Consider the following 16727-nt stretch of genomic DNA (forward strand, 5'->3'; position numbering starts at 1 on the left):
ATCAAGTAGGAGGGAGTGATTAGCTCCCGTCCTCTCACAGCACCGTACGTACCGTTCGGTATACGGCGCTTTCAATAGTTGACGTGCACAGACTGATAGGCTGTGGCTAAATCATAGAAGCCACTGTTTATCAGTCTTTCTTTTGTCATCGCCATGTTGACTGCGACTGTATGCGTGGTAAACCAATAACCACGCCGACTGTTACCAGCCATGTACGCCAAGTCTTCGGGTACACCCATCTTAATCAGATTTCGCACCTTTGTCTTGGGCTTCTTCCACTGTTTCCATATACACATACGTATTCTGTGATAGAGCCACCCATTGATATCGTCTATGCTGTTCTTCATGCTTGCTATACCGTAGTAGTTAAGCCATCCTCTCGCATATATCTTGATTTTCTCAAGACTAGGCTTGATGGACTGCACAGACTTACGGGAAGATAAATCTTTCAGCTTGGACTTGAACTTCTTCCATGACTTTGGATGAACCCTGACATAAATGCCACTTCCGTTCCTTCCCAATGCAAAGCCAAGAAATTTAAAATTTCGGATTGCAAACACGTTGACCGTACGACTTTTCTCCCGATTTACTGTTAACTTCAGTTTCTCTTCGAGATATTTTGTACTGCTTTCCAAGAGTCTCTCTGATGCTCTTTTGCTTTTCGCTAAAAGAACGATGTCATCTGCATATCTTATGCAGGGCACACCTCTTTTCAGAAACTCTTGGTCGAACTCATTGAGGTAGATATTCGCAAGAAGTGGAGATAAATTCCCACCTTGCGGTGAACCTTCTTCTGTATCAATGACCACGCCATTTTCCATTACCCCACTTTTTAGATAACGCTTTATTAGCTGAACCACACGTTCATCCTTCACATTCCTTCTGAGGAGTTTGATAAGGATTTCATGATTCAAGGTGTCGAAATACTTTGATAAGTCCAAGACTACTGCAAAAGTGTAACCTTGTTCTGCGTATTCCTTTACCCTCTGTATGGCATCCTTTGCGCTTCTGTTAGGACGATAGCCGTAGCTTCCGTCCGCAAACAACGGTTCATAGATTGGCACTAACTGTTGGGTTATTGCCTGTTGGAGTGTTCGGTCTATCACGGTAGGTATGCCAAGCTTACGCACACCTCCATCTGGTTTTGGAATCTCAACTCGCCTGACTGGCGATGGAGTGTACTTACCGCGATATATTCGGTCAGTTAACTCTTGCTGATGTTCCTTAAGATACGGAAGTGCCTCTTCGATAGTCATTCCATCAATTCCTGGCGCTCCCTTGTTTGCCTTAACTCTCTTATACGCTCTATTAAAGTTATCCTTATACAGTATCGCTTCCAAGAGTTTCGGCTGTGCACTGTCTCTTTCTTTCCATATCCGATTGAATGACCTAAGCGCTTTCGCATACCCTTCGTGTTCCGCACTATCTCTTTGCAAACAGCCATTATTATCCATGTTTTCTGCCATTGACGGTCATTTCTCCTTTCTCGGTCATACTTAAGACTCCTAATGATTCGGTCCTTCGGTTAGCATGTCCATGTTTCCATGTCCATATCCCTACTATGACCTCTGCTGACTTCTGCATGTTCAGCACCGCCTCGTTACCTTGTACGGTGGTTACTCCTTTCAGAGCGTTTCACACAGACCTCCCTAGGTACCACACGTTTCTTCCTCTCCATCCATCTGCCTCATTTATCATGCATGATTCCGTGTAGTTATTGGGCTTCAACTTGTGTAGCAGCCTTACCCTCATGCATAACCTCATATGAGATTTCTGTACGTCAGACCGGAGATTTGCCCGTGGGTTGGTATGTTTCCCACATCCAGCTTCCTTCAGATTCCGTCTCGCGGCAGACACCCTTGCCTTCGGCTATATCCTTCCCACTACCGGGCGGATTCGGGACTTAAACCCGTTAGAAACGTGCGCCGCTAGGCGCACTACCAGACCAAAATTTGTCGTCAAGACAAATTTTGTCCTGCAAAGCAGGATTCTTGCTGATGATTATCATAAATCTCAGCAAGAAGTCATAAACAGTAAGACGTTTACAATTATTTGCAATATCTAATTGTCAAATCTTTAATCTCCATTCCATCCTGTGCAAAGTAGAAATTAAGAAAGAATGTCATAAAGCAACCATTAAACATTAGTTCAATGTCCTGCCACTTGTCATCTTCACCTGTAAGAGTAATCATTTTAACAAGTTCTTTATCTTTGTAAATACTCAAAGGTATCTGTGCAAGTTTACTACTTGCGTTCGCTCTGACTTTCATGTTCAGCTTATAGTTTCCTCTTTCGATAAATGAAACAGAAATCAGATTAGAGCAGTTTCTACCTGTCTTTATTTCAGAAGAATCAATTGAAGCCACTCCCGAATTGCCCACTCTGCAATCGATAAGATTGTCAAATACAAGTTCCTCGTCATCTGCCTCATTTGCAAGCTGCAAATCAATCTCATTGTCTCTTTCAATATATCTGTTAAAAACAGGCTTTTCCATTACAAAACGACAGATATTCTTAGCACATCTCTGAAGTTCTGCTCTTTTTACATTGCCCTTTTTAAGCTCTTCTTCGAGGTTATCTTTGTTCGAGTTATCGATAGCACTTGTTGCTACCATGTACAAATCATTCTGAGCACGCACAATTGAAGCCATATCTTTGGTATCACCTGATTGTGTCTTACCACCCTTTGCCCACCAGTCTGTCATTACTACGCCTTTAAACCCCCATTCATTTCTGAGGATTTCTGTTACAAGGTCATAGGATGAGGAAGAATAGTAGCCATTTACAGGACCATATGTTGTCATAACAGCATGTGCACCAGCTTCCTTAACTGCTATTTCAAAGCCCTTAAGATACAATTCTCTTATTGCTCTTTCAGAAGCTATATGTTCAACAGTATGTCTGCCTGTTTCCTGTGTATTAAGTGCAAAGTGCTTGATAGTACCTGTAACATTATATTTGTGCATACCCTCAAGCTGAGCTGCTGCATTCTTACCTGTTACATATGGATCTTCACTAAAGTACTCGAAGTTTCTTCCGTTAAGCGGATTTCTATGAAGATTCATTCCCGGTCCGAGCAAAACATCAATCTTATTCTTACGAAGTTCAAGGCCTTCCCAGTTATAGAGTTCTTTCGTAAGTTCCAAATTCCATGCACTTGCAAGGCAAGCACCATTTGGCATAGCAAATGCTTTTTTACCAGAATCCATTCTTATTCCAGATGGTCCGTCAGAACAACATCCGATTGGAATGCCCTTTTCAAGCAAAGAATCTGTTACTCCACCAAATGCGCCTCCGCATCCAGGTGTTACCTTCGGTGAACTCATTCCCTCGCCTCTTACTATGCAGCAAAGCTCTTCATCAGAAAGCTGAGATATAAACTCATCCATAGAACACTTGTTATCTAATACATCAATCAGTTTATATCCTTTATCGCCTTCCTGTTTTATTTCTTCAGGAATGTTACTGTTTCTTTTTTCGTCCTGACTAGAAACAGCAGTTGGTACGCTTTCAAATCCTTCTTCAAAAGAGCCATCCTGTCTTTGAACAGGTCTTAATCTTTCAAACTCTTTAATTGGCGCAAGGCACTGTGTAAGCTGTTTTATAAGCTTATTCTCATCGTTTTCTATAGTTCCTGCAACAGTCTTGCATCTAACATTTTCTCCAAGATAAAATGTGTAAGTTCCCTTTTGCATAACATATGCATTTTTATATCCTGTTGCTCCGCAGTCATCATAACTTGATAACTGATAGTCTGTAACAGTTAGTATTATTTCTTCTTTTTCGCCTTTTTCGAGTTCTTTGGTCTTTGCAAATGCAACAAGCTCTCTAGAAGGATTTCCCAGCACTCCCTGTGGTTTGGATACATATAGTTGAACAACCTGCTGTCCTTTAATTTTTCCTGTATTAGTAACAACCGCCTTTACTATTACGCCTTCATCTGTCTTCTCGAAAGAATCAGCCTCAATATCGAAACTTGTGTAGGACAAACCGTATCCAAATGGATAAAGCACCTTATCTTTAGCAAAAGTTTCAAAATATCTATATCCTACATATATATCTTCCTGCTGGATATTAAATTCTTTTCCAGCAAAGTTCTTTGTTGATGGATAATCTTTGATATCTTCTGCTATTGTGTCTGCCAGTCTACCCGACGGATTGACATCGCCTGATATTACATCTAATACGCCAAGTCCACCTTCCTGACCGCCCTGCCATATATATGCTACTGCACTTGGGTTATACTTCTTAACCCACTTCATATCTATAGTATTACCAACGTTTAAGAGAACGACTGTTTTTTCAAATGCAGCTGTTACATTTGTAAGAATCTGTTCTTCTTCATCTGTCAGAAGATAGCTTCCTTTAGCATTGCTGTTATCCTGATCTTCCCCTGCAGTTCTTCCAATAAGAATTACTGCAACATCAGAAACAGCTGCTATTCTTTGGGCAAGCTCTTTGGAAACCGGCATTTCCTTTTGGAACCATGGTTCACTTGCCCATCCTGCTCCGGCATCAAACGGATTGTCTTTTATCCATTCATCATATTCTTTTTTCAACTCTTCATTAACAGTAAAACGCTCATCCTTAAGGAGTGCTTCTCTAACGCCAATAACATACTTGGTATTGACCATTCCTCCTGAACCTGTTCCGCTTTTATAATAATTGAACTGACTGCGTCCAAATAATGCAATATTCGTCCCCTCTTTAAGTGGAAGAACGTCGTTGTCATTTTTTAGTAACACAATCCCCTCTGCAACAGCTCTTCTTGCAACTGCTGCGAACTTATTTGTTTCGAATAACTTTTTGCTCATTTGTTTTCTCCATAAAAAATTGATAAAATTGCCAACATTCCTCTTTGAATAAGAAGCATATTTTATATTTTATCACTAACAAAAGCGATTCAAAAGGCTATTTTTTTGTTAATTTTTCGGATTTTTTAACAAAAAAATGACCTTCTAAATCGCTTCATAGAAACTGTTAGGTATTCTATTTATTCGTAAAATGCTCTATATAACTACTCTTGTCTGTATACATCATTACGATATTCGTGATATCAGCTTTAGATGCTATTACCTTGACTTTTTCCGGTACACAGCAAAAGATTGGTTGAAGATCAAAACTCTTCAAAAGATCAATACTTGCTGCTATTTTATTCTCATCCATCTTATTAAAAGCTTCATCGAGAATTACCACGCGAAGTGTATTAGCATTCTCATATGCTCTGACTTTTTGAGCTATTGCTGCAAACATTACAATATAGTAAGGTGTTTGAATACCAGAGCCTGACTCATCTCTTATAACATCTGACATGTATTTGGAAGAGCCGCTATGGTCAGTAGACATAAGATCAAGATGAAGATATGTTCTATAGTCAGTGTACAGCTGCAATTTCTTCTCTCTTGATATTCTCTGCTGTTCTGTTAGATTCCTTTCATCTAATATAAGCTGAAGAAGTTCCTCTATCTCTTCTTTGTGTGCTTCCTCGAAAGGTCCAGAGAAAATAGACATTCCGCCATATCCCGGAAGATCCGGATCAACTTTTACAAGGTTTGGATCCATAAACATATCATAGAACTTTTCATAGCTCTTTTCTTTTTCATGGACAAGACTATAACGGACGTTTCCAAACCATCTGCTCTCGAGTACTTGATTAACTGCATCTATCTGTTCTTGAGCCTGCTGAATATTAGCTTTTAACTTGCCGATGAACTCGACTTTGAATTCATTTGTAGCTCTTTGGGCTGCTTTTGCAATTTCTCCCTCAAAGGTGGAGAATCCGCTTTCTTTCAGCCTTGTAAGTTCTGTTTCATATTCTTCATTGTCAAAGCTTCTATCCGGATCAAATCCTGCAGTTTCTTCCATGTTGTATTGTGTTCTGAGTCTTTTAAGCGTAGTAAAATGTCTGGACTGTCTCTCTAGAACCTCTTGTCGCATGTTCTGATGATCCTCTAAAGTTTTCTTTAGATTCTTGCGACGGTTCTGAGCCATATCTTCACGAATCCATTCATCACCTTTTTCTTCTCTCCAGTTTGCAGGAAATCTTGAAGCATCGCCTGCTTTTTCTTCAAGTTCATCATATTCTCTTCTTGAATTTTCAAGTTTTCTCTGCTCACTCTCTATCTTATTCTCAGCTCTTCCGCATTCAAGGCTGCTCTGACCTATAAGGCTGCTAAGCTCTTCGAGTCTTGCATTTAAACCTTTTAGTCTGTCATGGAGTTCTTCATCTCTTGATGTATCCACGCTTCCTATCTGTCTTAGAAGTTCAAGAGACTTATCCTCAAGTTCTTCAACATCATTTATATGGACAACAGCAGTCTTGAAGAAATCCATATCAACAATCTTCTGTTCCAATTTGTCAGTGCTTGTGACAGACAAATCAGCTGATAATTCATCCAGCTTTTTCTTCAACTTGCCAAGTTCTTCATTAGCCTGATTTATCTGCATCTCAATTGCTCTTCGTCCAATGAAAAGAGTCGGATTAAACGCTTTTCCTCTTGTAACAAAACCTTTATATATCAAAAGGTCTTTTGTTATAGCACATTTATGCTGATACAATTCGCTAACCTTTTCAACTTTATGAATATATCCAAGTTTATAATCAGCATAAAGTCTTGCATCTTCATTATCTGTTATGATTTCTTCTGCAAGTGATCCTTCTTCAGCCTTTATGTTTGCATTTTCTCTTATTCTTTCAATATCGATTAGTCCGCTTTTATAGGATTTGAGAGTATCTTTATTTTCTCTATATATTTCAAGCGCATCTTCGTAATACTCTTTTGGTACCATCAAATCAAATCTCTGATTATCAAGATAGCCTTCTATTGCATTCTGCCAGGAGTCATCGCGTATTTCCAATAATTCAGAAAAAAGAGGAATAGATATCTTTGTTCCATATTTCTTTGACAGCTCATCTTCAAGCAGATATTTAAGCGACATTGTTTCCTTGGGATACTGCTTCTGATTTCCTGAAAGAGCTGTAATTTTCTCTTTCAAGGTTTTCATTTTATCTTTAACCTTTGCAATATCACTCGATATCTTTGCATGATACTCTCCAAGACTCTGGTAGAGATTTCCTATAACCTCATTTGCATTTTCAACATCGAAATCCCCGAGTTTATCTGCTCTTATTTCCATTGCATTCTTTAAGACTTTTTCTGCACTTTCTTCTGCCTTAAAGCCTGCATTTTCGGCTGTGATAAGAGACATCTGCCAGGATGCACCTCTATTTTGGATAATATGGCATACTCTTTCAATATTTTCGATATATCCTTTTCTCTTATCATCAATATCTTTTTTCTTTTCTTCAAGAGAACGTCTTATCTGCTCGGTATCTGATTTTCCAAGTTCCTCATGAACTCGTCCAATTTCCTCCTGAAGCTTTTTTCTCTTTTCGCTTCGGCTTACATTTAAGGCTTTAGTCTGTTCCACATCCATTGTGAGCTGTTCTATAAGCTGAGTTGACGCATCCTGCTGCTTTTTCTGGATTTGCTGTTCATCACGAATAAGTGCATAATCCAGGATTCTAACCTGCTCTACGTCTTCATGATAGATGTTATACTTTTCCTGAATTTCCAAAAGCTTATCAATTTTTCGTTTGCTGCTTTCAGCCTTATCTTTCAGATCATAATAATCATGAATAGTAGATCTAATATTTGTTAAATCCACTGTCTCATTAACTGAACATATAGAATCAGTTATAAAGCTATCAATGTTGAGATTCTCACCTATTGAGCATGCAACTGCTGCCTTTAAAAGCGTTACATATTCACTTCTTACCTGTCCATAGGCATGAAGTATATATTTGCTGTATTCAGTATCAGTATAAAAATGAAAATTTTCATCTCCAACATATGTTTTCAGATATCTCTTTAGCTCCGAAATATTAAGAGCCATATCATCGAATACAAAGTGATTTTCAGGTATAGCCTTTTTCTCAAATGAGAACCATCTTTCCACTCTTCTAGAATGGTCTTGCGGACAATCAGCTACAAGTCCATTGCAAAAATATTCATCTTTAATATCATTATAGAATTCAAGGACTACATAACTTGTGAAAAATCCATCATATCTTAGATATTTTTCCTGATTGTTACTTGCCCAGTATCCGTAGAAATACTTTTCAACATTTCTTGCTGAATGTTTGTCTGCAGCCTTATTGAAAATACCTTTTTTCCTACCTGTAAGCACCATCATAGCTGCATCTATTATCTGGGATTTACCTGCCTGATTGGCACCAGACAAAAGTGTTATATCACCAACGCTCATAACTGTCGGCTCATCAAACTTTCCCCAGTTATAAACGAAAACTCTCGTTAGTCTTATCAATTTGTATCCTCCTCGTCATCCTTGCCTATACTCTCATTGTTAAGATCAGTCAGAAGTTCTTCGACTTTCCCTGAAGATACCAAATGCAGTATCGCAGGCGTTATTCTAATAAGAGTAGTCGGATCCTTCCAGTCTCCCTTTCCTTTTTCGATAATATGAAATTTTGAAAGTATCTTGAAATCACTCATCATCTGCTGCTTATTAGATGTAATATCTATTCCAACATTATCTTTCAAAAAAAGAACTATTTCGCCAATATCAGTTGTTATCTGCCCCGCCGTTTTAGGATCAGAGTATTTTTTCTGATAAATGCAACGAAGTGCAAGTGCTATTCTTGTCGCATTCATAGTAAAGTGAAAACGCGCTTCATCTGCTTCATTCTCAAGAGCAAAAAGTCCGTTATCAGTATCTCTTACAAGATGAAATCCGCCCATCTCAAAATACAGAAATAAAAGTTCAAAATTGGCATCTATGAAAATATAATCTGTATTGCGGCTCATAAGGCCTGTTTCTGTATCATAGTCCATCATCAGAACATATGTTCCTGACAAAAGAATTCTTACTACTCTCTGAAAATATTCCTGATCAGAGCGTCTTAAATTATTATATAATCCGCTGACTGTATGTTCTTCCTCAAAGTCAGTGTTTAAATTTTCATTTAATATATCCATTCACAATCTCTCTATTCTTTTGTTGTATTATTTGATTCTATTTTTTCAAATAAAAGATTAGGTACTACATACCCGTTTATTTCAATATATTCTCCTGATCTTATTACCTTGTATTCACCATTTGAAAATCCGTATAGTGAAGACATAATAAGAAGGGTATAATCATCCTCACCAAAGTCAGGATTTTCTTTTATTATTTCACCCGTCTCAATCTTGCTTCTTCCATGCATCTTGTCTGCAACATATTTTCTGGCATCAATCATAGTAAAGCCGTTTAGTGTTTTTTCTAGAAACAGCTTAGCTATTTCACCATTTTTCTCATGGTGAGGTCTTATAAGTATCTTATTTAATTCTTCTTTTTCAGGCTTATAGGTTTTTGCTCTAAGGGATCGTTCATCTACAAATACGCTTGTAGTTGCTGCTATTTTCTTTTGAACTGTATCTGCAAAATCTTCCTGCTCCATTTTCTTCATAATCTTTACTATCTTGCTGACTATGCTATGGTCGCTTCTAAGATTATGAATTACTGCAGTTGTGAATCTTCTGTTATAATCTGCATTTCTACCTGTTATCTGGTCTATCTTGTGGCTGGCATTTCTGAAAGTATCACAGATTTTATCTATCCTTAAGTGAATCTCCATTAAAGCCTCTTCATATTCTGCATTGCCTTCAATTATCCCCGGATTTTCAATCTCTATGATTTTTTTTAACAAATCAGTATCTCTTTCAACCTTTTGCATGAGTTTGAGAATAGAACTGCCATAAAGAGCGATAGAATCATTTGTTTTCAATGGATAGTAATACGCATCAATTACGCTTTGCTCGCCTCCCTCCCTGAAGCGTGCTTCAAGCATATCTCTTACTGTTTCATCATTTGCATGTTCTTTGTAATAGGTTCCAATATAATAATACAGATTTCGAAACGTCTTATTTAAATTTTCTGAATTGCTGCAGGCTGATTTTAATGCCTTGGAGAAGATTCTAGCTCTCTTTGCATCCTCTTCTTCATCAGCCAGTTTCAGAACAGCATATGTTGAGAAAACATCATTTTCTTCGATATCATCTTTTCTCTGCGTCTGCCTATACAATACTTCCAGCAAGTCAGATGTATAATCAGGCATTACGATTTCTCTCTCAAATCCCTGCCTGCTGTCTTCTTCTGATAGCCATCCTTTTTTGATTAGCTTTGATAACAAAAAAGTAGCTCTTCCAGGGAGAGAAGCAAGGAGCTGCTCATCTACTACATCTTCTTCATCTATATCTTCTTCGAAATTCGCTGCCGCGATACTATTCTCCAAAGAAATCAAAATCTGTTCTCTTAATTCTTTTCTTCCAATAACAAGTTCGTCCTCAAAAGCCTCTTTTACAACGAAAAGAGCTGATAAATACAGCTCTTTGTTAGGTGAAGAAAGAAGACTAAAAAGACCCGGCGGAACATTAGTAAAAAAATTCTGTGCTAGAACTTTATAATCCATTATAATAACCTCTTCCTTAAATCAATAACCAAAATTAAAACTTGCATCCTTTCCTAGGTTAAAGGAAGGGCAGTTTAAAATGACAACTGCGTCAGGCTTTACATTCTCGACAGTCTGAGCCAGCATATTAGGAGTATATGCAGATATATCATCTATTCTTTTTACCTGCATTGCCAGATATGGCTGGACAATAAAGCCATAAGAATCTGTCACGAATATAATACTCTTATCTTTTGTCTTGTCGTTATTAATAACGTGAGTTGGTCCCTGAAGACCCAAATCATAAATGTCTGATTTCAGATAGTCCTTGGCATTTTTGATATAATCCTCGTTAATCAAAAGCGAAGAAAAATCACCTTTTTGATCAGTGGAAATATCCTGAAAACTTGTTTCAAATATTGGTTTTAATATTTCGAAATCGTCTACACTTCCAAAACTCGTACCTACTCTCTTGCCTCTTGACCCAAGAAAACACTTTTTATAATTTGCAACTTCAAAGTTTGCTATATCAGCTGCTTTTTTATCAATTTTCAAGTCTATATTTTTCGCAAGCCAGCCACTTATTTTCTCTGATGCAAAAAAACCAGCCTTAACATTCCAGTGATGATCTGTCACATAGAAGAAGTCATAATAATTCTCATTTGTTTCTTCTATAAGCTTTCTCATATCAAGATAAGAAATATCATTTCTTGATAACTCATCCAAAAAAACATTTAAGTTTTCATTATCATAGTCATACTCGCCTACAGGAAGCATATCATTGTTTTCCTGACATTTTGGCGGTGCTGCAACATACAAAAGAGGAATATTTTTTTCTTTTAATTTATTATTTAAATTTGCAACGCTTCTAGCTTCATTTCTTAGCACCTCTTCATCAACTTTAGGAGTCATAGAAGTCAGATATCCGTTTTGAAGCCTTACTATATCATTTAATCTGGTAATTCCAAACATCCTTGCCATTCTTCCGTTCAAGTTAAGAAATCCTAACTTATCAGGAAAACAGGCAATATATTCATTTTCAAAGTTTTCCTCTGTCATTTCTGTCCAATATGACAAATCAGGCTTTCCCGTTAATTTATACCTGATCATTCCAATTCCGGCATATACAGTGAAAAATGATATACATAAAAGGAACAGAATCATATATATTTTCAATTTCAATGAATCTTTTTTTATCTTTTCATCCATAGCTTTTCTCCGTAATCTCTACTCAAAAGTTAAAATAAATAAACGGATTATGAGCTCCTATTATAAGGAATGATACTGCCCACAAAAACGCAAAAATCATACAAAAAGGCATTACAATATCAAGTACAGTCTTTAAGCTCTTATTCTTTTCTGATAACTTAGTAAATGCCGGTACAACCGGTGTTGCTGCCAGTATTCCAAGGACAAGATATACTAAATAGTCTCTAAAAAGCCTTATTACTTCAGGAGTAAACATTTGTATATTCTTGCTGTAAATACCCAGCATAGCCATCTGATAATGAATTCCCTGTCCAAGTCCAACTGCATTAAACATTACCCAGTTAAATACAACAAGAAGTATTGTAACAACTCTCCAGAGAATCTGAACTGCCTTTGTTCTTTTTTCCGGAAGGATGATGTATTTTTCTAAAACAAGGAAAATATAGTAGGTCATACCCCATACAATAAATGTATAATTGGCACCATGCCATATTCCTGTTAGAATCCATACCACAAAGAGATTAAACAAGTGCCTTGGAACCTTAACTCTTGAACCTCCAAGCGGAATATACACATAATCTCTGAACCAAGATGACAAGGAAATATGCCATCTTCTCCAAAAATCAGTAACAGACTTCGCAATGTAAGGATAATTAAAATTCTCCTCGAAGCTAAATCCAAACATATGACCAAGTCCTATTGCCATATCCGAATATCCTGAGAAATCAAATAAAATCTGAAGAGAATATCCTATTGCACCTAGCCAATAGAATATAACAGAGTGAGTTGCCCCTGCAAAGTCCAGAATATTAAACTGATCTTTGGCAAGGTTTGAAAAATTATTTGCCAAAATAATCTTCTTACAAAAGCCAATCATAAAACGCTGACATCCGTAGCCAAAACGCTCCATTGACACTTCTCTTTTGTTTCTTATCTGCTCTTCGATCTGCTTGTACCTGACAATAGGACCTGCAATAAGCTGAGGAAAAAAGGCAACATACAGTGCCAGTCTAAAAGGACTTTTCTGAACCTCTACATCTTTCCTGTACACATCAAACACATAAGACATTGCCTGAAAAGTAAAAAATGAAATTCCAATAGGAAGCGCGATATCTGTAACCTTTACCCCCACATGGAAAATATCATTCATCATCTTCAATGAAAAATTCAAATATTTAAAAATAAAAAACACTAAGAGATTGGATATAACATCACATATAAGAAAAAATCTTCGCGTTGCCTGTTTATCTGACCTATCTATCAAACGAGCAAACAAATAATTAACCAAAATAGAACCAATCATAACAAATACAAATGTAGGTTCACCATAAGCATAAAATCCAATTGAAGAGATAAGAAGCACAAAATTGCGCCACTTATCATTTTTTATCATATAATACAGTATTAATACCACTGGTAAAAATAAAAACGTAAATAATATACTTGAAAATACCATTTTTTCTCCATACTACGCAGTCTTCAAAACGCGTTCACCTTAGCCTGTAATCATTAACGCACAAACATCAACTTTATTCCAAACAAATAGGCAGCATAGTTTTGAATACAAAATTGTATTCAAGAAAAACCACTATGCACATAATAAAAACACTAGCTACGCCCAACCATCTATCACAAATTTGCAGCTTTTTTTTCAAGACTTGCCACAGCTTCTCGAAACCTGCTAAAAAATAGTAAAATAAAGGAATAATCATAGCAATCAAATATCTTCCCTGCGGTTGAAAATCCAAAGCATAACTATACACAAGCCACAGACAAAAAACAATAAGCATTGATACTACCATCCCTGCATGAAAAAGCTTTTGACTAAAAGAAGCTTTTTTCAAAACTTTCGGAGCAAAAAAAATAGCAGTTATAAACCCAACAAATAAAAAAATCTTATAAAAAAGATACATGATAGGACCAGCATCTATACTAGCTGCTCCATAACAGCATATAAATGTCTTGAGCATACGCGGCGCAAGGTCTGTCTCTGTGAACATATCTATTATAGATTTACCACTTTCCATATAAGTTAACGGCATCGAAACACCAAGTTCCATCCGCACTCTTTTCAAAGTGGAAAGACCTAGAAGATCACCATCAAGATTTATAAGATTCCTAATAAACCACCAGCTAGCACCCATTAAAGTCACAATAAAAACAATAGAAAAAAAACGAAGTGCACTCTTCTTGTCAAGGCTTATCAAATGCAAAATGAGAAGAATACCTGAAACCAATATATAACCATAAGCATTGTAATAAGTCAAAAGACATATAATATAGCCTACCGAAAGAAGAATAGCACTTCTATCATCTATTCCATCCTGATAAATCTTCAAAATTGCAAAAAGTATTATAGCTATCGAAAGCTCACTAAATGACTCTGTATTGACATATGTATGTAAAAAAATGTGTTCTGGCCAAAACATTACGATTGTGCAGAATAAATATGAAAAAAATCTATTCCGAAACAGTCTCTTCGAAAGAAGAAACACAATAAAAGCCATAATAACACCACTAATAACATTTACCAATCTAGCCACAAAAACAAGCGTTACATCACTACTTCCAAACAAGGAAAAAAGTCTCATGACATAACCCATTACAATATATGGAAGAATAGGCAAAAAAGCATATGATCCTCCGTATCCTGCAATCTGTACTTCAGGTTCAAACCCCGTTGGAAGCTTTCCAGTTTTGCAGATATAATCCGGAACTACATACCTTGTAAATTCATCTGGAGGATTCGGCAAAAGAGGCCTCTTGGGATATAACGGCTGCACCCTCGCCAGAATCAGTGCAGCCAATATAAAACCAAATAAATATATGATCAAAAAAACTCTGTCAGTTTTTCTCGTTACTCTATCCATAATCAACTATCTTCCTATTGTTTTTTCGTAAAACGCACCTATATTAGTTTAGCAAAAAAGGCCTCAGGTTACAAATGGTAACCCAAGGCCTAAGAAGCATTAATTATTGTAAAAAGACCAGTATTCAATTCAGAGCATATAAGCCGGCCTGTATTTCCCAAAACTCTTTATACTTTCCACCTGCTTTTATTAGTTCTTCATGACTGCCCTTTTCTATAATTTCTCCATTTTCCATATACAAAATCAAATCTGAAAAAAGCACACTACCAAGTCGGTGGGTCACAAAAAAACATGTTTTTCCTTTGCTTAATAACTGCAACTGTTTATACATTTTGCTCTCAGATAACGCATCAATTGCAGAAGTTGGTTCATCAAAAATCATCACATCTGAATCTCTATATAAAGCCCTGGCTATCGCCAATTTTTGCCATTCACCTCCTGATAAATCTACCCCTCCAAATTCCTTGGCCAATAATTCTTCTTTACCTATGTCCTTGGAAAAGCCTGACTTTTTAAGAGCCTTATTCATCCTATTGTCATCATTTTTTCCAGTATCTGATATTTTCACGTTATATTCTAACGACTCCTTATATCTACAAAAATCTTGAAAAACAGACGTAAAAAGCTTTTTTTCTAGCCTTTTAGCCCCAATTCCAAAAACTGATATTTTACCATTTGATGGCTCTAACAATCCTGCAATAATCTTAATCAGTGTTGTTTTACCACTACCATTCAATCCAACTATAGCAACTTTAGTTCCTTTTTTAATGTTTAATTGCACATTTTTAATCGCATAACTTTCAGAATATTGATACTTATAACTAACGTTATCAAGTATAATACTATCTTCATCAATATCATTATTGCCAAAGTCTTTCTCCATAATTTTCTCATCAAAATCAATAAATTCGAAATAATATGCAATGTCAGTAGTATTCGCATAAACACGCACTAAATCACTAGACAATTGTTCCATTGAAACAATACTATTCATCAACAAACCAATAGTTACCGCTAATCCTCCAATCGAAATACCACCATAGCCAGCTCTTATTACGACATATACTATACCAGAGGCAATAATTATATTTTGTATCAATTCTTTAATGATTTCATATGAATAATCTTTTTTTTCATATTCTAAGCTCTTTTTTAAATATGTGCCGTGTGATCTGCTATATTTCTTATCAAAAAAATCAAACAGATCAAAACACATCAAATCTTTTATCTTTTGCAGATCATATTTTAAATTCTTATAATAATTCACTTCTCTTAATTCTTCAATAGAAAACTTGTCACATTTTATTCTGTTTTTTTCTATAAGCATCGAGATTTTGGCTGATATTATAAGAGTCAAAATCATAATGAAGCCCAGCCCATAATCTATAATAATCAAAGCATAGAACACTCCTATAATTTGTGTAACAAGCCGAATAATATCTAACGTAATTTGATATAATTCAACATATGCACCATGACTGAAATTCCACGCCCTGTCAATCATAACCTGAACTTTTGATGTCTCATAATATTCATTTTTTATCGAAACAGCCTTTTTATTTATCTCACCATCTAGTAGCCTCCATGATGAACTATTTATCACATCCATCATATGTCTGGAAAAAAACATTCCAAAATCAACCATTATTCGAACCAATACAAAGCATCCAAGCACTAGAACTCCCCTATCAAATCTTTGGTCTATTGAAACTTCATCTATGTACATATTCCATATATATACATATAATGGCGTTAATGACGACAAAAAGATCATCAAAAGAATATATCCTATGAAAGCCCAAAATTGTTTTTTTATTATATATTTCCATAATCTTTTATAATACTTGAAATTACTTATGGTTATCACTTCATCTTTACAACTAATATCCATAAACATCCGTTACTGAAAACTTATAAAAAGTTATAAACTTTTATGTTTCATTCCTACTTCATCGAGTATGCTTTTGACGATGAAAGAATCAATCTACTCACAAGTTCTTGTACTCTCCATAGGCGTAAATTCCGAATTAACGCATCCGTACACATTTGCATTAACGTTCAAGTGTTAGCTTGCAAATTTTTCTCCATAAGCTTTTAAGTTTAGTGATGCCTGAAAATCTCTGTCTATGACATTTCCACATTCACATCTATAAATCCTGTCAGATAATTTCAAATCTTTTTTGATATTTCCACAG

The 16727-nt window shown here is 36.1% G+C and carries 10 protein-coding genes; all 10 read right to left on the reverse strand.

What is annotated here, in order from left to right:
* Positions 1-71: 71 nt before the first annotated feature.
* On the reverse strand, positions 72-1466 hold the full coding sequence (ltrA, locus tag G634_RS0113725; protein ID WP_026505763.1) for a group II intron reverse transcriptase/maturase: 1395 nt from the start codon (positions 1464-1466) through the stop codon (positions 72-74).
* Between the two features lie 582 nt (positions 1467-2048).
* A complete protein-coding gene (locus tag G634_RS0113735) occupies positions 2049-4814 on the reverse strand; it encodes a glycoside hydrolase family 3 protein (RefSeq protein ID WP_026505764.1) in 2766 nt (921 codons plus the stop codon).
* Positions 4815-4989: 175 nt separating this feature from the next.
* A complete protein-coding gene (locus G634_RS0113740) occupies positions 4990-8328 on the reverse strand; it encodes an ATP-binding protein (protein ID WP_026505765.1) in 3339 nt (1112 codons plus the stop codon).
* Positions 8325-8999: a DUF4194 domain-containing protein gene (locus G634_RS0113745; RefSeq protein ID WP_026505766.1), complete on the reverse strand. Its 675-nt coding sequence runs from the start codon at positions 8997-8999 to the stop codon at positions 8325-8327. The genes G634_RS0113740 and G634_RS0113745 overlap by 4 nt, the downstream gene beginning before the upstream one ends.
* An 11-nt stretch (positions 9000-9010) precedes the next feature.
* Complete coding sequence (locus G634_RS20500; protein WP_026505767.1) at positions 9011-10474, reverse strand: Wadjet anti-phage system protein JetA family protein; 1464 nt, start codon at positions 10472-10474, stop codon at positions 9011-9013.
* 21 nt (positions 10475-10495) lie between these two features.
* Positions 10496-11662 (reverse strand): alginate O-acetyltransferase AlgX-related protein, encoded by a 1167-nt coding sequence (locus tag G634_RS20505; RefSeq protein WP_026505768.1) that lies wholly within the window; start codon positions 11660-11662, stop codon positions 10496-10498.
* Positions 11663-11684: 22 nt separating this feature from the next.
* On the reverse strand, positions 11685-13118 hold the full coding sequence (locus G634_RS0113760; protein WP_026505769.1) for an MBOAT family O-acyltransferase: 1434 nt from the start codon (positions 13116-13118) through the stop codon (positions 11685-11687).
* A gap of 73 nt (positions 13119-13191) precedes the next feature.
* Positions 13192-14532, reverse strand: a complete 1341-nt coding sequence (locus G634_RS0113765; RefSeq protein ID WP_026505770.1) for a hypothetical protein — start codon at positions 14530-14532, stop codon at positions 13192-13194.
* A gap of 124 nt (positions 14533-14656) precedes the next feature.
* Positions 14657-16429, reverse strand: coding sequence for an ABC transporter ATP-binding protein (locus tag G634_RS0113770; RefSeq protein ID WP_081676641.1), 1773 nt, complete (start codon positions 16427-16429; stop codon positions 14657-14659).
* A gap of 168 nt (positions 16430-16597) precedes the next feature.
* Positions 16598-16727 (reverse strand): zinc ribbon domain-containing protein (locus G634_RS22025; RefSeq protein WP_155830539.1); only part of this gene is annotated, 130 nt, incomplete at its 5' end.

Origin of the sequence: Butyrivibrio sp. NC3005 (assembly GCF_000424545.1) — a bacterium.
In the GTDB taxonomy this organism is placed as follows: Bacteria; Bacillota; Clostridia; order Lachnospirales; family Lachnospiraceae; genus Butyrivibrio.